This window comes from Ligilactobacillus animalis, assembly GCF_009933595.1.
Lineage (GTDB): Bacteria > Bacillota > Bacilli > Lactobacillales > Lactobacillaceae > Ligilactobacillus > Ligilactobacillus animalis.
Genome location: NZ_CP047141.1, coordinates 1302156 through 1324474, shown reverse-complemented (window position 1 = coordinate 1324474; position 22319 = coordinate 1302156). Strand labels below are relative to the sequence as shown.

General features: G+C 38.3%; 20 protein-coding genes and 3 pseudogenes. All 23 read left to right on the top strand.

What is annotated here, in order from left to right:
- The first annotated feature begins 9 nt into the window (after positions 1-9).
- On the top strand, positions 10-1542 hold the full coding sequence (locus GSR62_RS06525) for a class I SAM-dependent DNA methyltransferase (protein WP_066024050.1): 1533 nt from the start codon (positions 10-12) through the stop codon (positions 1540-1542).
- The gene (locus tag GSR62_RS06520) at positions 1532-2494 is read left to right on the top strand and encodes a restriction endonuclease subunit S (protein ID WP_066024049.1); all 963 of its coding nucleotides are present in this window, start codon (positions 1532-1534) and stop codon (positions 2492-2494) included. Before GSR62_RS06525 ends, GSR62_RS06520 begins: the two co-directional genes overlap by 11 nt.
- Positions 2495-2718: 224 nt before the next feature.
- Positions 2719-3312, top strand: a pseudogene (locus GSR62_RS06515) (hydantoinase/carbamoylase family amidase); the annotation flags it as partial.
- Positions 3313-3976: 664 nt separating this feature from the next.
- The gene (gene tet(W), locus GSR62_RS06505) at positions 3977-5896 is read left to right on the top strand and encodes a tetracycline resistance ribosomal protection protein Tet(W) (protein ID WP_000691721.1); all 1920 of its coding nucleotides are present in this window, start codon (positions 3977-3979) and stop codon (positions 5894-5896) included.
- Positions 5897-6043: 147 nt separating this feature from the next.
- Positions 6044-6139 carry a helix-turn-helix transcriptional regulator gene (locus GSR62_RS09685; protein ID WP_475422014.1) on the top strand — a complete coding sequence of 32 codons (96 nt, stop codon included), beginning with the start codon at positions 6044-6046 and terminating at the stop codon, positions 6137-6139.
- A gap of 165 nt (positions 6140-6304) precedes the next feature.
- Positions 6305-9424 carry a type I restriction endonuclease subunit R gene (locus GSR62_RS06495; RefSeq protein ID WP_066024048.1) on the top strand — a complete coding sequence of 1040 codons (3120 nt, stop codon included), beginning with the start codon at positions 6305-6307 and terminating at the stop codon, positions 9422-9424.
- A gap of 27 nt (positions 9425-9451) precedes the next feature.
- On the top strand, positions 9452-10252 hold the full coding sequence (locus GSR62_RS09445; RefSeq protein WP_143452065.1) for a hypothetical protein: 801 nt from the start codon (positions 9452-9454) through the stop codon (positions 10250-10252).
- Positions 10253-11096: 844 nt separating this feature from the next.
- Positions 11097-11240 carry a DNA methyltransferase gene (locus GSR62_RS09655; RefSeq protein WP_316134472.1) on the top strand — a complete coding sequence of 48 codons (144 nt, stop codon included), beginning with the start codon at positions 11097-11099 and terminating at the stop codon, positions 11238-11240.
- A 308-nt stretch (positions 11241-11548) separates the two neighbouring features.
- Positions 11549-12298 (top strand): Crp/Fnr family transcriptional regulator, encoded by a 750-nt coding sequence (locus tag GSR62_RS06490; RefSeq protein ID WP_066024047.1) that lies wholly within the window; start codon positions 11549-11551, stop codon positions 12296-12298.
- 185 nt (positions 12299-12483) lie between these two features.
- Positions 12484-12786 (top strand): hypothetical protein, encoded by a 303-nt coding sequence (locus GSR62_RS06485; RefSeq protein ID WP_005917836.1) that lies wholly within the window; start codon positions 12484-12486, stop codon positions 12784-12786.
- A gap of 50 nt (positions 12787-12836) precedes the next feature.
- Entirely contained in the window at positions 12837-14684 is a 1848-nt protein-coding gene (locus GSR62_RS06480) for a heavy metal translocating P-type ATPase (protein ID WP_066024046.1), read from the top strand.
- 62 nt (positions 14685-14746) lie between these two features.
- A complete protein-coding gene (locus GSR62_RS06475) occupies positions 14747-14980 on the top strand; it encodes a heavy-metal-associated domain-containing protein (protein ID WP_016174972.1) in 234 nt (77 codons plus the stop codon).
- A gap of 244 nt (positions 14981-15224) precedes the next feature.
- Positions 15225-15500: a helix-turn-helix transcriptional regulator gene (locus tag GSR62_RS06470; RefSeq protein WP_052006330.1), complete on the top strand. Its 276-nt coding sequence runs from the start codon at positions 15225-15227 to the stop codon at positions 15498-15500.
- Between the two features lie 243 nt (positions 15501-15743).
- Positions 15744-16334: an ImmA/IrrE family metallo-endopeptidase gene (locus tag GSR62_RS06465; protein WP_083213898.1), complete on the top strand. Its 591-nt coding sequence runs from the start codon at positions 15744-15746 to the stop codon at positions 16332-16334.
- Positions 16335-16634: 300 nt separating this feature from the next.
- Positions 16635-16724 (top strand): annotated as a pseudogene (locus GSR62_RS06460) (MerR family DNA-binding transcriptional regulator); the annotation flags it as partial.
- Positions 16718-17152, top strand: a pseudogene (locus tag GSR62_RS06455) (RNA-guided endonuclease InsQ/TnpB family protein); the annotation flags it as partial. The pseudogenes GSR62_RS06460 and GSR62_RS06455, both read left to right, overlap by 7 nt.
- Before the next feature lie 194 nt (positions 17153-17346).
- Complete coding sequence (locus GSR62_RS06450) at positions 17347-18132, top strand: ABC transporter ATP-binding protein (RefSeq protein WP_035447624.1); 786 nt, start codon at positions 17347-17349, stop codon at positions 18130-18132.
- Positions 18133-18144: 12 nt separating this feature from the next.
- Positions 18145-19062 carry an iron-hydroxamate ABC transporter substrate-binding protein gene (locus tag GSR62_RS06445; RefSeq protein WP_035447438.1) on the top strand — a complete coding sequence of 306 codons (918 nt, stop codon included), beginning with the start codon at positions 18145-18147 and terminating at the stop codon, positions 19060-19062.
- A 9-nt stretch (positions 19063-19071) separates the two neighbouring features.
- Positions 19072-20070, top strand: a complete 999-nt coding sequence (locus GSR62_RS06440) for a FecCD family ABC transporter permease (RefSeq protein ID WP_143452064.1) — start codon at positions 19072-19074, stop codon at positions 20068-20070.
- Positions 20067-21056 (top strand): FecCD family ABC transporter permease, encoded by a 990-nt coding sequence (locus GSR62_RS06435; protein WP_035447435.1) that lies wholly within the window; start codon positions 20067-20069, stop codon positions 21054-21056. Before GSR62_RS06440 ends, GSR62_RS06435 begins: the two co-directional genes overlap by 4 nt.
- A gap of 14 nt (positions 21057-21070) precedes the next feature.
- Complete coding sequence (gene msrB / locus GSR62_RS06430; RefSeq protein WP_010689504.1) at positions 21071-21496, top strand: peptide-methionine (R)-S-oxide reductase MsrB; 426 nt, start codon at positions 21071-21073, stop codon at positions 21494-21496.
- Between the two features lie 262 nt (positions 21497-21758).
- Positions 21759-22019: a hypothetical protein gene (locus GSR62_RS06425; RefSeq protein ID WP_010689503.1), complete on the top strand. Its 261-nt coding sequence runs from the start codon at positions 21759-21761 to the stop codon at positions 22017-22019.
- Positions 22003-22290 (top strand): DUF4160 domain-containing protein, encoded by a 288-nt coding sequence (locus tag GSR62_RS06420; RefSeq protein WP_373878869.1) that lies wholly within the window; start codon positions 22003-22005, stop codon positions 22288-22290. Before GSR62_RS06425 ends, GSR62_RS06420 begins: the two co-directional genes overlap by 17 nt.
- Positions 22291-22319 lie beyond the last annotated feature (29 nt).

Sequence of the window (22319 nt, the reverse complement as noted above, 5' to 3'; positions counted from 1 at the left end):
ACAATAGATATGGCAACAAAGTCAAAAGAATTAAGTATTGAAGATAAGCTTTGGCAAACGGCTGACGCATTGCGTGGTAGCATGGACGCATCTGAATATCGCAATGTTGTGTTAGGGTTGATTTTCTTAAAATATGTTTCTGATTCGTTTGAAACTAAATATCAAGAGTTGATGAAATCAGATTACCCAGAAGATGCGGAAGACCCTGACATGTATTTATCAGAAAATATTTTCTGGGTTCCACAGGAAGCACGGTGGTCATTAATTCAAAAGTCAGCAAAGACCCCACAAATTGGCGAAATTATTGATGGCGCCATGGATGCAATTGAGAAAAATAACGAATCATTACGTGGTGTTTTGAGTAAAAATTACTCTTCACCAGACTTAGATAAAACACGGTTAGGTGAAGTGGTAGACTTAATTTCAGATATTACTTTGGTTAACAAGCATGAGAAACATTCAGATGTGTTGGGAAGAGTCTATGAATACTTCCTTAATAAATTTGCTTCTAGCGAAGGTAAAAAAGGTGGCGAATTCTACACCCCACAATCAATTGTACGAACGCTCGTTGAGATGATTGAACCCTACAAAGGGAGAATTTATGATCCTTGTTGTGGTTCTGGTGGGATGTTTGTTCAATCAGATAAATTCGTTCAAGAACATCAAGGAAAGATTGGCGATTTATCTGTTTATGGTGAAGAGTCTAATCCGACTACTTGGAAATTGGCTAAGATGAACTTGGCGATTCGAGGAATTGATAATAACCTTGGTCCTCACCAGGGAGATACCTTTGCAAATGACTTACACAAAGGTGAACGCTTTGATTACATTTTAGCTAACCCTCCATTCAACGTTAAGCGATGGGGCGGTGAAAAGCTGCAGGAAGACGCTCGTTGGAAATATGGTGTACCGCCTGAAGGAAATGCCAATTACGCTTGGATCGAGCACATTATCAGTAAACTTGCCCCGGATGGTAAAGCTGGTTTTGTTCTTGCCAATGGTGCCTTATCGACTTCTAAAAACGATGAATTAACAATTCGAAAAGCAATTTTAGAAGATGACAAAATTGATGCAATTGTAGCTTTGCCAAGTCAAATGTTCTATTCAACGGGAATTCCGGTTTCACTGTGGTTTATTGATATGAATAAAGAATCGTCAGATGAAAGATCACGGAAAGGCGAAACTTTGTTTATTGATGCTCGTAATTTAGGTGAAATGGTTGACCGGACTCACCGGGCCTTTAGTTCTGAAGACATTAAAAAGATCTCTGACACTTACCACGCTTACCGGGGGACTAATAACCAAGAGTACCAAGATATTGCTGGTTTCTGCAAAGCGGCTTCATTAGAAGAAATTGCTAAGAATGATTATGTCCTGACGCCTGGGCGGTATGTAGGTCTTGCCAAGCAAGAAGACGATGGTGAACCATACGAAGAAAAAATGGCGCGCCTAACAAGTGAATTAAAAGAGCAATTTGAAGAAAGCAACAAGCTTCAAGCTCAAATTAAAGATGTTTTAAAGGAGCTTGGATATGAAATATAAATTATCTGAAATTGGTAAAGTTGTTGGCGGTGGAACACCATCAACTAAACACCCTGAGTATTATACAGGTTCTGGGATTCCGTGGCTCACACCTAAGGATTTAAGCGGATATGACAAGATGTATATATCAAAAGGGGGTAGAGATATAACTCAAGAGGGATTGGAAAATTCTAGTGCTAAGTTACTCCCTGCTAATAGCGTTTTAGTTAGTTCTCGTGCTCCAATTGGTTATGTTGCTATTGCTGAAAATGAAATAGCAACTAATCAAGGATTTAAAAGTATTATTCCTAACAGAGAGTTAGTCATTCCCGAGTATTTATATTTTGTTATGAAAACTAGTAAGCAAGATTTAGAACAAATAGCTTCTGGATCAACATTTAAGGAAGTATCTACTAAGGTTATGTCTAACTTTGAAGTAGAGATTCCTGATTTAGATGAGCAAAGAAAAGTGTTAGATTATCTTTTGCCAATTACGAGAAAAATAGAAAAGAATAGTAGAATAAATGATAATTTATCAAAGTTTAGAGAGCTCTTGTATATGAGGCTAATTCAATCAAGCGATGTTAAAGAAGTTAAATTAACAGAACTGTTTAATATAGCATATGGTAAAAATATAGCAAAATCAGAGCTAACTAAATCAGGAACTAAAGTTTTCGGGGCAAATGGATTAATTGGCTACACGCAAAAACCAAGTATTATTAGTGCACCTACTGTCACGATTACTAGCAGGGGATCTGGTTCCGGCTATGTCAGTTATTTAAATATCGGGAATGCATTTTTAACTAATAACCTCTTGTATTTAAACGAAAATAAAAATTTAGGCCTATCATTTTCCTATGAAACTATTAAATCCGCTAACCCGAAACAATTTGTTACGGGTTCAGCACAACCTCAGTTAACCATTAAAAACCTTAGTCAATCATTAGTTAAAATCCCTTCAGATATTAATTAAAAACTAGATAGAATTTATTGGATAAATATGTCGAAGGTATAATAGCCATCGGCATTTTTTATTGTGATAGAAACTATCAGGACTGCACAAAATCATTAATTGATTTAGCATTAACGGCCAATGAACAACCCGTTGGAAGCGCATACAATTAAGACATACTAAAGCGATAACGCATATGCTTTTAAAGAAATCTTCTTTGAAGGCAAGGTTAGGAGGTTAGTATCGTGGAAGTTGAACAAACTGTAAAGGAACGACTGCAAAAGTTGTCTTCGATTGGGAGTGATCCTACTGGAGGTTTAACACGGTTACTTTATTCTGATAGTTGGTTATCGGCACAACATTATGTACAAGACCAGATGAAAAATATCGGAATGAAAGCAGCTTTTGATGAAGTTGGGAATCTTTTTGGCCGGATCGAAGGTAGCGAGTTACCGGAAGAAACAATTATGACGGGGTCTCACATTGACACTGTCGTAAACGGTGGTAAATTGGATGGCCAGTTTGGGGTAGTTGCTTCACTAACGGCGGTCCAAATGCTTCAAGAAAAGTACGGCCAACCAAAACGTTCCCTTGAGGTTATTTCAATGGCTGAGGAAGAAGGAAGTCGTTTCCCAACGGTATTTTGGGGAAGTAAGAACTTTGTAGGAATTGCTAATAACGACGAAGTAAAAGATATCGCTGATGCCAATGGAAAGAAGTTTGTGGATGAAATGCACCGACAGGGATTTGATTTTCAACCACAACAAAAGCGGCGAAATGATATTAAGGCCTTTGTTGAAGAACATATTGAACAAGGAAGTATTCTTGAAACGGAAAAAGAATGCTCATGTACGGTAAAGAAGCAAGCAACCGAAAACAATAGATAGACCGCCAGCACTACACTATTCCGAACCAAAGACCAAAAGATAAGCATTTTGAGAAAATCTAAACTTTTGGATTTTCCTACAATGCCGACTACGGCGGAATCCCTCCCACTCCTTATATATTTCTTTCTGTATACATTGAATTTGTATTTAGTAAAATGCAGACAACACCACGGATCGGCTTTTGGCTGGACAATTCCAACCAAACACCGCAGCAGACAGTAGAAACCATTCTGAACGTTAGGAAGCCGGTATGATTGTTACATATAAGGGGAAGAAAAATTTCTTTTAGATACTTGTTTTTCTAAAACTGATGTGATATAATAATTCAATTCCAGAAAAGGAGTAAAAAATATGCGGCAAGGTATTCTTAAATAAAACTATAATCAAATAGTGGGAACAAAGGATTATGATAGTCCCTTTTGTAGGGGCTTAGTTTTTTGTACCCAATTTAAGAATACTTTTGCCTTATCAATTTTGACATATCCCCAAAAACAGCACTCACAAACAGGTGTATGCTGTATATGGGTATGTCCGCAAATTATCATCCCCAGTGGTAAAAGTATTTTACTGCTGGGGATTTTTATGCCCTTCGGGGCAGTAAAGGGAGGACAATCACATGAAAATAATCAATATTGGAATTCTTGCCCATGTAGACGCTGGAAAGACGACCTTGACGGAGAGCCTGCTATATGCCAGCGGAGCCATTTCAGAACCGGGGAGCGTCGAAAAAGGGACAACGAGGACGGACACCATGTTTTTGGAGCGGCAGCGTGGGATTACCATTCAAGCGGCAGTCACTTCCTTCCAGTGGCACAGATGTAAAGTCAACATTGTGGATACGCCCGGCCACATGGATTTTTTGGCGGAGGTGTACCGCTCTTTGGCTGTTTTAGATGGGGCCATCTTGGTGATCTCCGCTAAAGATGGCGTGCAGGCCCAGACCCGTATTCTGTTCCATGCCCTGCGGAAAATGAACATTCCCACCGTTATCTTTATCAACAAGATCGACCAGGCTGGCGTTGATTTGCAGAGCGTGGTTCAGTCTGTTCGGGATAAGCTCTCCGCCGATATTATCATCAAGCAGACGGTGTCGCTGTCCCCGGAAATAGTCCTGGAGGAAAATACCGACATAGAAGCATGGGATGCGGTCATCGAAAATAACGATAAATTATTGGAAAAGTATATCGCAGGAGAACCAATCAGCCGGGAAAAACTTGTGCGGGAGGAACAGCGGCGGGTTCAAGACGCCTCCCTGTTCCCGGTCTATTATGGCAGCGCCAAAAAGGGCCTTGGCATTCAACCGTTGATGGATGCGGTGACAGGGCTGTTCCAACCGATTGGGGAACAGGGGAGCGCCGCCCTATGCGGCAGCGTTTTCAAGGTGGAGTATACAGATTGCGGCCAGCGGCGTGTCTATCTACGGCTATACAGCGGAACGCTGCGCCTGCGGGATACGGTGGCCCTGGCCGGGAGAGAAAAGCTGAAAATCACAGAGATGCGTATTCCATCCAAAGGGGAAATTGTTCGGACAGACACCGCTTATCCGGGTGAAATTGTTATCCTTCCCAGCGACAGCGTGAGGTTAAACGATGTATTAGGGGACCCAACCCGGCTCCCTCGTAAAAGGTGGCGTGAGGACCCCCTCCCCATGCTGCGGACGTCGATTGCGCCGAAAACGGCAGCGCAAAGAGAACGGCTGCTGGACGCTCTTACGCAACTTGCGGATACTGACCCGCTTTTGCGCTGCGAGGTGGATTCCATCACCCATGAGATCATTCTTTCTTTTTTGGGCCGGGTGCAGTTGGAGGTTGTTTCCGCTTTGCTGTCGGAAAAATACAAGCTTGAAACAGTGGTAAAGGAACCCACCGTCATTTATATGGAGCGGCCGCTCAAAGCAGCCAGCCACACCATCCATATCGAGGTGCCGCCCAACCCGTTTTGGGCATCCATCGGACTGTCTGTTACACCACTCCCGCTTGGCTCCGGTGTACAATACGAGAGCCGGGTTTCGCTGGGATACTTGAACCAGAGTTTTCAAAACGCTGTCAGGGATGGTATCCGTTACGGGCTGGAGCAGGGCTTGTTCGGCTGGAACGTAACGGACTGTAAGATTTGCTTTGAATACGGGCTTTATTACAGTCCGGTCAGCACGCCGGCGGACTTCCGCTCATTGGCCCCGATTGTATTGGAACAGGCATTGAAGGAATCAGGGACGCAACTGCTGGAACCTTATCTCTCCTTCACCCTCTATGCGCCCCGGGAATATCTTTCCAGGGCTTATCATGATGCACCGAAATACTGTGCCACCATCGAAACGGTCCAGGTAAAAAAGGATGAAGTTGTCTTTACTGGCGAGATTCCCGCCCGCTGTATACAGGCATACCGTACTGATCTGGCCTTTTACACCAACGGGCAGAGCGTATGCCTTACAGAACTGAAAGGGTATCAGGCCGCTGTCGGCAAGCCAGTCATCCAGCCCCGCCGTCCAAACAGCCGCCTGGACAAGGTGCGCTATATGTTTCAGAAGATAATGTAACGTCTTGCGCAATGCAAGCGTTCATTGCTGGCTATTGCGAAATATCATTGATAAAATCAGTATCAGAGAGGAGAAACTATTTTGAACCAGGAACAGACGAATATTACAACAGGAAAGCAAATACGTCATCTGCGAACACAATTGGGAATGACACAGGAAGAACTAGCCGGGGAATTGAATGTTACCCGGCAGGCACTATCGAATTGGGAGAGAGATGTTAATGAACCCGATTTAAATATTTAGTAAATAAATTTAGAAGGCAAATGTATCCCATTGAGGAAATTATAAAGCATAATAGTTTTGAAAATGAAAAGCTAGAAATGTTAAAGAATACACTATTGAACAAATGCTTCTAAGCCGCTAAATTATCATTTACCGTACCAAATAAAGAAAGGAGCGTGATTCGTTATCACAAAAGGATTTTTATTAGAAGCAGACGTTGAAAACCTTGCATTAGATACTTTAGAGCAAGTTGGTTACAAGGTTTATAAGAGCCCAAGTCCAACCGCACCACATCCAGAAATCGATGCGATGCGTGATAATAACCATACAGTAGCAATTTTAACTACCGTTGTTGAACAAACTATACGTCGACTGAATCCAGGATACCCGGACGAAATTTATCGCGAAGCTTTACGACAATTAACTCGTTTAGCAGATAATCCAGATTTAATGGTTAACAATCATTACTTCCACAAATTATTAATCGAAGGGATTCGTGTCAAAACGACAGTTAATGGTGAAAACAGGACTGAAGTACTATATCCTATTGATTTTAATCAGATTGAACGGAATAGTTTTATTGCGACCAATCAGTTCACTTTTAAAGGAAGCCATGAACGACGTCCTGATACGACAATCTTCGTTAACGGGTTACCAGTGGTCAATTTTGAGTTCAAGGATGCAAGTAACCCAAATGTAAGCATTACTAATGCTTATCGACAATTGCAGACTTACAAAGCAGAAATCCCAGATTATCTTAAATATAATGAAATTTTAGTTGCTTCGGATGGACTTAACTCACGAGCCGGATCATTAACTGCTGGATTTGACCGCTTTATGCGGTGGCGTGCACCTAAAAACATTTCAACAGGTGATGACCTAGAGTTAGAAGTTATGATTAAGTATATGTTGAGCCCGAAAGACTTACTTAATCTAATTGAGAACTTTATTATCTTTGAAACTGATGGAGATAGTACGATTAAGATTTTAGGTGCTTATCATCAGTACTACATGGTCAACAAAGCTGTTCAAGCGTCTAAACGAGCTCTTAATAATCCTGAAGATAAGCGAATTGGGGTAGTTTGGCATACAACTGGTTCGGGTAAAAGCTTATCAATGGTGTTCTTTTCCAGTATTGTGGCTAGAAAACTCAATAACCCAACATTGCTGGTGATCAATGACCGGAATGATTTAGATGACCAATTATTTGACACTTTTGCTACTGCCCATGAATTTCTTCGGCAAACACCGGAACACGCTGAATCGAGCGAAGAATTACGCAAGTTTATGGATAAGCAATCTGGAGGAATCGTCTTTTCTACCATTCAGAAGTTCTCACCTGACTTCGAACGTGGTGAAACTGAAATGCCAGTATTAACTAATCGGAGTGATGTAATTGTAATTGCTGATGAAGCCCACCGAACTCAATATGGGATGCAGGCTAAAATTACTGATAATGGTCTTCGCTATGGTTTTGCCAAGTACTTACGTGATGCTTTACCAAATGCATCATTTATTGGATTTACAGGAACACCAATTTCTACAGCTGATAAGTCTACTGTTGCAGTCTTTGGTAAGTATATTGATGTTTATGATATTACTCAAGCAGTTAATGATAAAGCAACTGTTAAAATTTACTATGAGAGTCATGTCTTCCCACTGAAGTTAAAAAAGGATGCCCAAGAAAAGTACCAACAACTGCTTAAAGAAGCTAACTTAAATGATGATCCAAATTTAGAAGAGAACGCTCGGCGTAATCGAGAGTTTTCGCGTCTTGAAGCTTTAGCGGGAGCTCAACCACGTCTGGAAAGTATTGCTAAGCATTTTGTCGAACACTTTGAGACTCGTCAAAAAGAAGCTTTTGGTAAGGCGATGATTGTTGAAATGTCACGTCGAAATGCTGTACGTCTTTATAACGAGATTGTAAAACTTCGTCCTGAATGGGATAGCGACGACCTGGATAAAGGGAAAATCAAAGTCGTTATGACTTCTTCAGCTGCCGATGGTCCAGAAATGGCAAAGTTTCAAACTAGCAAATCTGAACGTCGAATTCTTCAAAAGCGTATGAAGGATAATAACGACGAATTACAGATTGTGATTGTAGTTGATATGTGGTTAACCGGATTTGATGTGCCATCAATGAACACAATGTATATTGATAAACCAATGAAGGGTCACAATTTAATTCAAGCAATCGCACGAGTTAATCGTGTTTTCAAAGACAAGGACAGTGCACTTATTGTTGACTACATTGGAATTGCTGAAAATTTAAAGGATGCTTTAAACATTTATTCTACCGAGGACCAAGGTCAAGTTGGGGTTAACATGAAAAAGGCACTGGCTCTTTTAAAAGAAAAGTACGATATCATTACAAATGACTTCTTGTATGGTGTTGATTATTCAAACTTTGACTCTGAAGATGGAACAGTACGATTAAAAGTAACTCGTCGAGTAGCTAATGAAATTCTGCATGAGGATGAAGAAACACAGAAGAAGTTTTTAGATGTCGTTACAGAATTGCAAAAGGCATATTCCTTAACTTCAACCCAACCAGAAGCTCAAGTTTATGGGAAAGAAATAGCATTTTTTAAAACAGTTAAAGTATTCATTCAAAAGCTAAAGCAACCAGATGATCAGCAAACCGGAGATAGTAGCCATACTGATGTAGATTACAGAATGCAACAGTTGCTAGATCAATCTATCATTTCAGAGCCCAACGTTGATATTTATAATCAACTAGGTATTGAGAGACAAAGCATTGACTTGATTTCGGATGAATTTTTGCAGCATGTAAACAATATGCAAGAAAAAGATGTGGCGATTGTCTTATTAGAAAAATTGCTTAAAGGTAAAATTAAAGCAATGACTCGAACAAATAAAGTGACATCACAGAAATTTGAAGAGATGCTTAAGAAGTCGATTGATGAATATAACAAACGCGGAATTACTAGTGAACTTGTAATCCGTAAATTAATTGAAATGGCCAAAAACATTAATAAAGAGCAAGAGAAAGGCAAGAACCTCGGTTTAACCCCAGAGGAAGTTGCTTTCTATGATGCCTTGGCTGACCATGAAAAAGCGGTTCAAGTATTAGGAGAAGAAAAGCTTCACTTAATTGCCCAAGAACTAGTTAAATTGGTTAAAGAAGAATCTGGCGTAGATTGGGAAAAGCGTCGTAATATTCAGGCGAAGATGAGAGTTGCCGTTAAACATCTATTACGGAAATATGGTTATCCGCCTGATATTGCTCCTCAAGCTATTAATACCGTGGTTGAACAGGCAGAATTGATGGCATCAAATGATTGATAAAGAAGTTTACTTTTGGGGTTATTGATGAAAGTTGATAAATCAGATTTAAAAATTGTAGACTCTAGGAAAATTGGCCTTGTGATTAAAGTCGTTGAAGAAGAGTATCTACAGGATGCATTATCCGGTAATTTATTCTTTGGTTCATTAGATATTTATAGAGGTGCTGAGAACGATAAAGGTGATAAAGTTATTGGCGATATGAATGAGGGTCAGTTAATTTCTAGATTCAAAGCATCTAAGGCTATTATTAAATTAGTTAACCGTAGAAAAAATGATGGTATGATTATTGAAATACCGATGGATATGCAGAAAGAAAATGTTATCCAAAGATTTAAAATGAACACAGATATAAACATCGGTATTTGTAGTTTTACCTATCTGAGTTTAGATGATTTTAAAGAATATTATCATGAAAATAAGCGTACTTATTTCGAATTACGACAATCCGCAATAGATGATATAGATAAGCTTGTTAAGGCGAAGGAAAAATTTACTGGACATAAATGTAAAATAATTATTTTTAAAAATGAGTTCTGGGATTTTTTGCATAAAAGTAGTGATTTAGATTTTGATTTTGTAGAATATTATGATTCTAAGAATCCTGAAGAAGTAATCAAATTTGAAAATAATAAAAAGCCTATATATTTTTACAAATCAAATAATTATAAATCGCAAAGAGAATTCCGAGTTGCAAAAGAATTAAGTAAAAAGTGTAAAGGTGAAATAGTTAATTTTGAATCCAAAGACGATATTGGCATTCAAGTTACTTTATCGGACCTAAAGAAGTACGTACTTATAGCAGAAGGATTAGTCAAATTAGATTAATTAATATGCCTTGGAGAGTATTATTAGGAAATTTTGACCCTTTCCCTCAACCAGATATAAGCCAAATTGGCCCATCAGACGCATGTGTGTTCATGATGGGCCAATTGCTAATATTAGCGATAAAAAGTTGAGGGATTGTAGGAACGTTGATTTGGCAACTTTCGGCTATGTCTTAGGCTAGACGGCAAGGGTGCCGGGACACGTTGAGACGGTTGTATTGATGTCAAGGGCTGATAAGTAAGACTGTAAAAAGGTAAGTAAATAAAGGCTTTCCGTGATTTGAGGTCTGGTTATAAACCGGAAGGATAATCACGGATTTTTGCTTTATGGGAAGATATCTAAGAGTGGTGAGTTAGAAAAGTTATCAGCCGATATATTTATTGAGTTGGTGAGTTGATAAGCTGCTTGGCAAAATAAAGGTGAGTTGACAATACGCATAATGAAAAGTAATTGGCTTCAGACTATTTTTAGCCTATAATCAGACTGGAAGATTGGAGGGGCTAATATGGGTAACGAATTAGTTTACTTAGACACATATATTTTGCAACAAGATATGAGAATACGTTTGCCAAAAACAATTCTACAAAATATGAGTGTAGAAAAAGGGGGAGACACATTTCGATATATATCTGAATAGGGAAGATCAATCACTTATTCTGAAACCAACTAAAAAGAGATCGATGAATGATACGGCTATTTAATGACACTAATTTTGAATATGTCGAATCTGAGGATTCTTTAACCATATTCAATGACTGTATATCGACATTAAAATCAATTAAGGATAAATCAGTAGATTTGATTTTTGCTGATCCACCTTATAATTTAGGGAAAGATTTTGGTAATGAAAGCGATTCATGGGGGTGAAAACGAATACCTAAATTGGTGTTACAGATGGATCGACGAATGCTTTAGAGTTTTAAAGGATAACGGTATTCTATTTAATGAATTCGACCCAGAACATGTCTTATATATCCATTATAATTAATGATATTGTATGGGTATATGATAGTTCTGGAGTTCAATCTAAGAAGAAATACGGTTCCCTATATGAGCCAATATTGATGGTCGCAAAAAGCGATAAAACAAAGCATACTTTTAATCATGAAGATATTTTAGTTGAAGCAAAAACCGGAGCTAAAAGGGGGGTTAATTGATTATAGGAAAAATCCACCCCAACCTTATAACACACAAAGAGTACCAGGAAATGTTTGGGAATTTCCTCGTGTTCGATATAAACATGAATATTTGGAAGAGATAAACAAGTCCACAAGAAGTTATGAAAGGAGTGGTTAAATGTCGAAAAAGGATTCCAAACAAGATATAAGAAAAAATGGGTGTAATACTTCCTCTCACACTCATCATCACAGAGATAAATCAGATTCACAAGCTGCATGTATCAGTGTCGTTCCGATCTTTAATCATTTAGAAGAAGAGCAGATGGATGAAATTATGAAAGTGATGAAGTCAATTTCATATAAAAAGGGTCAAATGGTTTATCGGGAGGGAGATACATCCAATGCCTTATATGTTGTAAGTAAGGGTAAAATTAGAATCTACCGTTTATCTGAGTCTGGAAAAGAACAATTATTGAGAATTTTAAATCCTGGAGATTTTACTGGAGAACTAGCTTTGTTTCGTGAATCGATCCATGAAGCGTATGCAGAAGCAATGAGCAATACCGATGTGTGTATGATTAGTAAAAATGATTTACAAGAATTTTTATTAAAGTACCCTACGATATCTTTGAAGTTCTTATCAGAACTTTCTAACCGATTGGAAACATTAGAAAAACAAACAACCAGATTCACTACAGAAAAAGTGGATGCTAGATTAGCGCTGTTTCTTGCAGAATGTATGGATGATGGTGAGGGTTCAATGGAAATTGAATTGCCAATGAATAGAAAGGATTTAGCTTCTTACTTAGGAACTACACCTGAAACGGTAAGTAGAAAGTTGGCTGATTTTGAGAATGAAGGTTATATAAAACAAAAAGCAAGTAGAAAGATTGAGATTTTGGATTTAGATGGTTTGTTGTTAGTATAAATGATAGTCATAAAATGAAACATAAAACAGTTGGAGTCACTTCAAAACTTCAACTGTTTTATATTTTTAGGCAAAAAACGCAAATATTTACGCAAAAATGCATAAACTTGATTTAGGTCAATTTAATTTCTTTTAATCGCTTGTATGATGTAATCAAGTCAAAGATAAAAGAAAGAAGGAAAAACATGTCAAAACAAGTAAAATTTAATCAAGAAAAGGAAACTCATTTAAAACTATTGGCACAATATGTACCAGTTGTAGCACGAGTTCATGGCGGTAATCACCCGGAATCTCACCAAGTGCGTAAAGTATTTGATAGGCTTGTAAAAAAAGTAGAAGATGCAGGAGCGGGAAAACCTGACTTAGTAGATGAATTTGTAAAGTTGCGTGAAATTACAGATAATTATACAGTTCCAGATGATGTTTGTGAAAGCTATGAAGCAGTATATAACATGTTGGCAGAAATAGATAGAGCCTATGGATCATAAAATAAATCAATACTAGATTACTAAAAATTATAAGATGAAGGAGCATGAATATGCAAAAATTCATTTTAGGAAAGAAGAATCATATTACCATAGTAAGTGCAATTTTAATAATAATTGCATATGTTAGTAAATTAGGATTTAAAAACGAACCTATAGCCATATGGTCACTAATAATCGCCTCCGTTTTAGGAGTTATACCGATTGCTATCCAAGCGTATCAAGCATTGAAGGTCAAAGTTGTCAGTATCGATGTTTTAGTTACTATTGCAGTTATCGGAGCTTTTATAATCAAGAACTATGAAGAATCGGCAATCGTTACGTTCTTATTTCTATTTGGAGCTTATTTAGAACAAAGGACACTTAATAAAACACGTTCTGCAATAAAAGAATTAACTGAAATGGCGCCAGAAGTTGCTCTAAAGCAACTGAAAAATGGTGAGTTTGAAGAAGTCGAAATAGAAGAGGTTGATGTCGGTGATATTTTACTTGTTAAAACAGGTGCAAAAATTCCAGTTGATGGTACAGTGTTGACAGGAGAAGGGCACATTAATGAAGCAAGTATTACAGGTGAAGCAGTTCCAGTAAGCAAAAAGAAAGATTCAGGAGTATATGCTGGAACAATTTTAGAAAATGGCACACTGCAAATCACAGCTGACCGTGTAGGTGAAGACACTACTTTTGGTAAAATCATTGAGTTAGTGGAAGAAGCACAGGATTCAAAATCAGAGGCAGAACGCTTTATTGATAGATTCTCTAAATATTATACCCCTGCTGTTTTAGGTCTCTCTTTTATTGTAGGGCTCATTTCAAGGGATATTGAACTTGCAATCACGATATTAGTTTTAGGATGCCCAGGAGCATTGGTAATCGGTGTCCCTGTTTCAAATGTTGCAGGTATTGGTAATGGAGCACGTCATAGTGTTCTTCTAAAAGGCAGCGAGGTAATTAGTGATTTTAGCAGACTAGACACCATGGTATTTGACAAAACTGGAACATTAACAATAGGAAATCCTAAAGTAGCGGATAAAGAAATTTATGTAGATAATGTAGACGAAGTATTAGCTTATCTGTCAAGTGTTGAAAAGGAATCCGACCATCCATTAGCAAAAGCGGTTGTGGAATATATTGGAGATACAAAATCATATACCGTTGAAAAAACGGTGGTTGTCAAAGGCGGAGGAATTGTAGCTCATGTAGAAGGTCATAGAGTTGCGGTCGGGAATGTCGCATTGATGGAACAAGAAAATGTTCTTTTAAGTGAAAAAGTTCGAGGAGATATTGCCAGATTCGAGGAGAATGGAAATTCACTGGTTCTAACATCCGTTGATGGTGAATTAAAGGTATTGATAGGAATTCGTGATCAAATTCGTCCTGGTGTCAAAGAAGATCTTCAACAGCTGAAAAAACTTGGTGTTAAAAATCTAGTCGTTCTTTCAGGTGATAATCAAGGAACCGTGGATTTGGTGGCGCGTGAACTTGGACTCACCGAAGCCCACGGACACATGTTGCCGGAAGATAAATCAGCATATATTAAAGCACTGCAAGAAAGAGGTCAAATTGTTGCATTTGTTGGGGACGGAGTAAATGATAGTCCTTCACTAGCTCTAGCACAAATAGGAATTGCTATGGGAAGTGGAACAGATGTAGCCATTGAAACTTCAGATGTTGTTTTAATGAACTCTGATTTCAGCCGCTTGCCATATGCACTAGGTTTAACAAAAGCAACAGCTAATAATATGCTTCAAAATATAATTATTGCAGTAGGAGTTGTATTAGTCCTGCTTGCCAGCGTATTCTTTAGTGAATGGATGAATATGTCAATCGGTATGTTAGTACACGAAGCGAGTATATTAGTAGTGATTCTAAATGCTATGAGACTTCTTCGCTATAAATTATGAAAATAAAATTTTTAATCTAAATCAATTTAAAATAGATAAATATATCAAAGGAGAAATGAAATATGCAAAAAGCAACGATTCAATTAGAAACATTAACTTGTCCATCTTGTATGCAAAAAATAGAAAACGGTGTGAAATCCTTAGAAGGGGTAAATAAAGAGAGCGTAAAGGTACTATTTAATTCAAGCAAGGTAAGAGCAGAATTTGACGATGAAAAAGTATCGATAAAAGATATCGAAAATTCTATTGATAAATTAGGATATGAAGTACTAAAATCCCAAGTAAAAAAAATTTAAAGTGGCGAATCAGTTAAGTCTGTATAATAGTAGAAGTCGTTGAAGGATCATCTTTATAATTTTGTTGATAATGTACTTTAATACTTAGTTCCATTACCCTCTTGTTAGGATATGGGAATACTAATGTTGACGGTAGTAAATAAAATTAAGAAAGGAAAAACTATATAATTCTTTCTCAAATATATTCAAATGTAACAAGTTGAATATGTTTGATTACATTTTATATAGCAGGTCTCGAAACACTATGAATAATGTTGTCAGCAATGGAGCGCTGGTTGCTTTTCATCCGGGATATTATGTAAAACAATATTTAAGTTCTCAAGGAATAAAGCAAAGTGAGCTTGCTGATCGTTTAGGGACGAGTGAGAAGACGATCAGTAACTTGGTCAATGGCAAAATCGAGAAACTAAGTCCTGAACTGATTCGAGGATTGGCATTATCTTTTGGGACATCAGAGATCTTGTGGAAAAATTTAAATGAGCGATATTTAGCCGAACTAGATTTGATAAGGAAAGCCTAGCAACTTGAGGAGGATAAAAAAGTTTTCAAACAGATGAATTATTCCTTTTGGGTCAGGCATGGTTGGGTCAAGCAAACATCGAAAATAGAAGAAAGAATTGAAGAATTAAGACGCTATTTAAAAGTATCATCTTTGACGGTTTTGCAGAATAGTAATTTTTTGGTGCAATATAAGACGGCAGTGACAGAAGTACAAGAGAAAAATGTGATAAACGCAAATGCATGAATCCAAACAGCGATAAATATGGCTAATAGTACGGTAACTAAGCCTGTAAACTTAAAATATTTAAGTTCTAAGCTTGATTGTATCTGTAAAATGACATTAGAAGCTCCTGAAGATTTTTTACCAAAGTTACGTAATGTTTTTGAAGAATCAGGAATAGCCTTTGTTATGGTACCAAATTTGAAAAATTGTGGTATCAATGGTGCAGTAAAATGGCTGAGGGAATATAAAGTTTTATTAGCGTTGAGCGATAGGCGTAAGTATTCAGATGTATTTTGGTTTGCGTTATTCCACGAGATCAGGCATGTTTTTCAAAAGAAAAAAGCTCATATTATCGTTTCTGTTGATAAAGATATTGAGGTCAATAGCAAAATAAACATTGAGAATTTAGAGGTCGATGCTGATAAATTCGCACAGAATTTTTTGATCAAGCCTAAGGATTATGCAGAATTTATTAAAAGTAAGGATTTCTCACGTGCTGCGGTGGAAAAATTTGCTGAGGATATTAAAATTCAACCTGGAATTGTTGTTGGTAGACTACAAAGAGATGGATATATTGATTTTTCACATTTAAATTCTTTAAAGCAACGATATGAGATCGTTATAAATTAGGAAAATTAAAAGGTCAAGACATTATCTTGGTAAACGATCAGGAAATGGTATGGATAGCCTAGAAGTATATGATTTCTGATAGTATTTTGAGGGCCCCCGTAGTGAGGAGGGGCCCTATTTTTGTACAGTTTATAAAAACGCTTACTTTTATTTAGCGAATCATCTAAAATTTATGATATACTCTATTTGTTACGATAGAATCAGCGAAAGGAGTGGTTAACTATTACCAAAAACATAGAATAATGTAGAAAAATTTGTTATAACAAACCATGGAAAGAAGTAAAAATGTGGGTGGTTATTATGACAATGTTAAAACCGAAAGAAATGGCTGAACGTTTAGGTGTTACAGTCAGAACTTTGCAAATTTGGGATAGTAAAGGTGTGTTAAGACGATAGCCAAGTTGCAACGTGATTATCGCAAAGTAGCTAATATTCAACATGATATTATGCAGAAGTTTACAACTCAATTAGTTGAAGAATACGACAAGATCGTAATTGAAGACTTGGCGGTTAAAGAAATGCAGATGACTCATGTCGCTTCCAAAGGGCTACAACGTTCAATGTTTGGTTATTTCAGACAGATATTGAGCTATAAGTGCGATTGGAACGGTAAGAAACTTATCTTAGCTGATAAATATTATCCAAGTACGCAACGTTGTTCTAAATGCGGTCATATTAAGACTGGTGAAGAAAAAGTTGGGCTTAATGGCAACCTAAAATATGGAACTAAGCATAACGAATATATCTGTTATGAATGTGGAAATATTATGGATAGAGATGAAAATGCGGTTTACAATCTTTTGGCTTTAATTAATTAAAAAATACAGGGGTGGGCTACACCCTTAAACTGTAAGAGTTAGTCACTATCATCACCCTCTCGTTAGGATATGGGAATACTAATGTTGACGGCAGTAAATAAAATTAGGAAAGGAAAAACTATATAATTCTTTCTAACAATGTAGAAGAATGTACTTAAACTTCTATATTGTTCTGCATTTTATATAGCAGAAAGATCATCGAACTTAGTGCCAAGAATATTCAAGTAGCATACCAACAAAAAAATGTTATCTCGGATCTATCGATAGCATTTGAGCCAAATAAGATCACCACGATCATAGGAGCTAACGGGTGTGGGAAATCGACTTTGCTAAAGGCTTTGACGCGTTTATGGCCGGTCACAGAAGGTGAAGTTACTCTTGATGGCAGACCACTTTTGAGTTGGGATACAAAAGAGATCGCTAGAAGAATTGCTTTTTTACCGCAGTCACCTAAATTAACGACAGCAACAAAAGTCTACGATCTGGTGTCTTATGGTCGCTATCCCTATCAAAAAGGCTTTGGACGTTTGACTGCAGGCGATAAACAAAAGGTCGACTGGGCGTTAGAGCTTACCGCAACTGAGCATTTAAAAGATAATTTGGTCGAAGAATTGTCTGGTGGGCAGCGACAACGAGTTTTTATCGCAATGACACTGGTCCAAGACACCGACATTATCGTGCTTGATGAACCAACGACGTACCTCGATATGAATCATCAACTTGAGATCATGGAAATCTTACAAAAGTTAAGGCAAGAAGAAAATAAGACGATCATCATGGTCTTGCATGACCTCAACTTAGCAGCTCGTTTTTCGGATGAATTAGTCGCAATGAGTGCGGGAAAGATCGTCAAGCAAGGTGGGGTATCTGAGGTAATGACGCCAGAAGTCTTGCGTGAAGTCTTTAGAATAAATGCCCAGTTGATCTCAGATCCAACCAGTGGCCGACCACTCTTATTGAATTATCAGTTATGTAAATAAAAGGAGATTTCTATGAAAAAAGCACTTGTCTTATTTAGTTTATGTTTGACCTGTCTACTGTTAGTTGCTTGTGGTAAGGCTAACACGACCCAAAATGAAAAATTATCCAGCAAACCTAAGATCGAAGGCTTTCATTATTATGGTGCGATCCCAGAACGACCTAAGCGGATCGCAAGCCTTTCGTCGACGTACACAGGTTATTTGCTTAAATTAGGCTATGAACCAGTAGCTGTGACACCTTATGATGCTAAAAATCCAGTGTTAAAAGATAAGGTCAGCCAAGCCAAGGTCTTATCCAGTGAGGATCAAGAAGCCTTAGTGAATTTAAAACCTGATCTGATCGTGATCGACTCAAGTGATAAAAATGTCGATAAACTAGCTAAGATCGCTCCAACGATCGCGATCGATTATGGTAAGCAAGATTATCTAAATATTTTGACGAGTTTTGGCAAAGTATTCGATCAAGAAAAGCAAGCTAAAGATTGGATCAAGAACTGGAATGAGAAGACGGCTAAAGCAGGAAAAGAGCTCAAAGCTAAATTGGGTGAAGATGCGACATTTACAGTGATCGGTCTCTATGAAAAAGATATTGATCTTTTTGGCAATAATTGGGGCCGTGGTGGTGAAGTTATCTATCAAGCACTTGGCTTTAAAGCACCGCAAAAAGTTGTTGATGATGTATTTAAAGCTGGATATTTAGAAGTATCCCAGGAAGTTTTACCTAAATACATTGGTGATTATGCGATCGTTGCTGCTGAAGACGAAAAGACCGGCGCTTCACTCTATGAAAGTGATGTTTGGCGTTCGATCCCGGCAGTCCAGCGGGGCCATATCTTAAAAGTCAATGCGAATGCCTTTTATTTCAACGATCCACTGAGTTTGGAGTATGAATTAAAGACGATCGAAAATGGATTAAAAGCAATGGAATAGGGGAATAAGATGTCTTTTAGCAACAAAAAGTTTGCGGTTTATCTCATTATTATTTCACTGCTTTTCTTACTGGGACTTTACTGTGGTCTACGCTTTGGCGCTATTTCGTACAGTCAACAAGAACTGCTGACGACATTGTTACATCCGTTTAAAGAAACGGCCACGCAAGATATTTTGATCGATCTGCGTTTGCCCCGCGTTTTAGCAGCTGGGTTAGTTGGAGCTGCCATGGCCACGGCGGGGGCGATCATGCAAGGTTTGATGCGAAATGCGATCGCTGATCCAGGGCTTTTAGGGATCAATGCTGGAGCGGGATTAGCCTTAGCATTGGGCTATCTATTTTTTAAGAGTTTACATTACAGTATGATCTTGTTACTTTGTCTACTCGGGGCAACCGTTGCTGCGTTTTTAGTGTTAGTCTTATCGTATCAAGCCCGGATCGGATTTTCAGCGCTGTATCTTTTGTTAGCTGGTGCGATGGTCTCGGCCTTGTTCACCGCTTTAGGGCAGGGACTAGTCACGTATTTTAAACTTTCCCCGACGATCATCGGTTGGCAAGCAGGGGGCTTAGTGGGCGTCAATTGGGCGATGTTAAAGGTTATCGCACCGTTTATTTTGGTGGGATTGCTGTTAGCCTTTATCGGGGCTAAACAGCTAACGATCCTTAGCCTAGGACAGACTTTTTCGGTCGCCTTAGGTCAAAAAACAACGCGCTTTATGGTATTTTTCCTAGGTCTAGTCTTGATCTTATCTGGCGCCGCTGTTGCCTTAGTTGGAAGTTTATTTTTAGTGGGATTGATCATTCCGCATGTTGTCAAACAGTGGACGGGTCCAGTCTATCAAAAGATCTTACCGCTAACGGCTTTATTAGGAACAACTTTTATGATCTGGGCGGATCTACTCAGTCGCTTCATCGCGCCACCATATGAGACGCCATTGATCTCAGTTGTCAGTGTGACTTGTTTACCGTATTTTCTATGGATGATCCACAAGGGGGGAATTTTATGACTAAAAAGAGATTTTTCCTCATTACTGGGAGTCTATTCATAGTTAGTGTCGTGTTGGCGTTGGCACTGGGGAATGCTAAGCTTGATCTCGTTGAACTCTGGGATGTTATGACAGGACAAGCGACTCCAGCGCAAGATTTCGTCCTCTTTGAACTGCGAATGCCACGTATTTTAGCGTGTCTGCTAGCGGGTGCTTCACTTGGCTTGAGCGGTTTATTACTCCAGACACTAACGCAAAATCCGCTGGCTGATTCAGGAACATTAGGGATCAACGCGGGTGCAGGTCTGCTGATCGCTTTTGCTTTGCGGTATTTACCCCAAGGATCCTATATGTCGCAGGTCTTACCGCTATTTGCAGTCATTGGTGGCTTACTTGTTAGCTGGTCGATCTATCAATTAGCCAAGAAGCAGCAAAGTACACTTGACCCGATCAAATTTATCATTACAGGCGTGACGCTTTCTGCGATCTTATCGACTAGTATCTTGCCCGTGGTCGGTCACGTTGAACAAGCTAAGTTGACCTATATGCTCGATTGGTTATCGGGTAAGATCATGGGCGATAATTGGACAAGTTTGAGCTTAGTGGCTCCCTTGTTATTGATCTTGTGGGGACTTATTTATTATCGCAGTCGGATCTTTGATTTGTTGACCTTGGCTGAAGAGTCAAGTTTGGCTTTAGGCTTAGATTTACGTAAAGCCAGGCGGGATCTTTTGATTTTAACTAGTTTATTGGTATCATTAACTGTGATCATAGCAGGAAATATTGTGTTTATTGGACTTTTAGCAGGCCATATGAGTCAGCTATTCGTTCCGGCTGGGCATCGGGTTCGGATCCCGGCAACTATGCTGTTAGGGGCACTGATACTTTTAGTGGCTGATACGCTGACACGAACATTTTTGATCGGAAATACTTTGCCGACAGGGATCGTGGTCTCAGTTATCGGTGCTCCGTATTTTCTTTTCTTGATGAAAAAAGCCCAACGTTAGAGAGGTGGTTTCTTATGGATAAAGCTGAACTTCGCCAAAAAATTGGGGACCTTGCTTATGAAGTGACCCAAAATGCTGCGACTGAACGAGCATTTACTGGCAAATATGATGATTTTTTTGAAAAAGGGATCTATGTTGACGTCGTGAGCGGACAACCCTTGTTTTCTTCCAGAGATAAATACGATTCTGGATGTGGTTGGCCTGCTTTTACACGTCCGATCGAACAAAAAAATTTGACGACTAAAGCTGACTATTCGCACTTTATGCACCGGACCGAAGTCAAGAGCAGCCAAGCTGATTCTCACTTAGGTCATGTTTTTAATGATGGACCAAAAGCTCAAGGTGGTTTGCGTTATTGTATCAATTCAGCCGCTTTGCGTTTTATCCCGTATACTGAAATGGAAAAAGAAGGCTATGGGCAATATTTAGATCAATTATAACGATGAAGGGGATGCAACTGGGCATCCTTTTTATTTTACATTCGTATTCAGGTCAGCATGAAATATTGATTAGAGTAAGTCTGCCTTTACATTGAATGCGGTTAAATGGGATGATATAATTACGTTTGAAATATTGATCAAGAAATTTCACCTTTACGGGTGATTTATTTTAGAGTAGTAGGCTAGTTACCCATAAAATCGGAAAGGACTTTCTGTGGGATCCAGGAAGATTTTTAAAAATAATATTTTGGAGGTGCTAGAAATGTTATATCCATACGCTGAGTTTCCAGGTACGTTGATCGTAACTCATTCACAGGAAATGGAAGATGGCACAATACTTGTACACTTTGAGCAACCTTGTGACTGGGGATTTAAGGAAGCAAGATATGTTTTGCCAAGTAAAAACAACCTTTACAGTGAGGGGTTCACAGAAGCTGAGAAAAAGAATAACGAAAGAATACTTAACAATAATGCAAACTTAATTACTAAGTATGCTAAAATTGGTGGTGTTCCACTTGCCTAATGTATTGATATTCGGTAGTTATATATTATTCTTTTGGTCTAATGAGGGTAGTGAACCAGTGCATATTCATGTAGCTGTTAAGAGACCTAGTAGGGTTTCAGCTAAGTTTTGGATATTAGAAGATGGTAGTTGTAAGTTAGCCAATAATCATGCTGATATTCCAAAGAAGGATCTAAAAAGAATTTCTGAATTTATTCAGGGAAATATTGAAGATATTTTGAAAGCATGGAAAGATTTTTTTGTGGAAGAAGAAATAAGATACTATAAATAATATTTTTTGAGGATGCGACGGGGCATCCT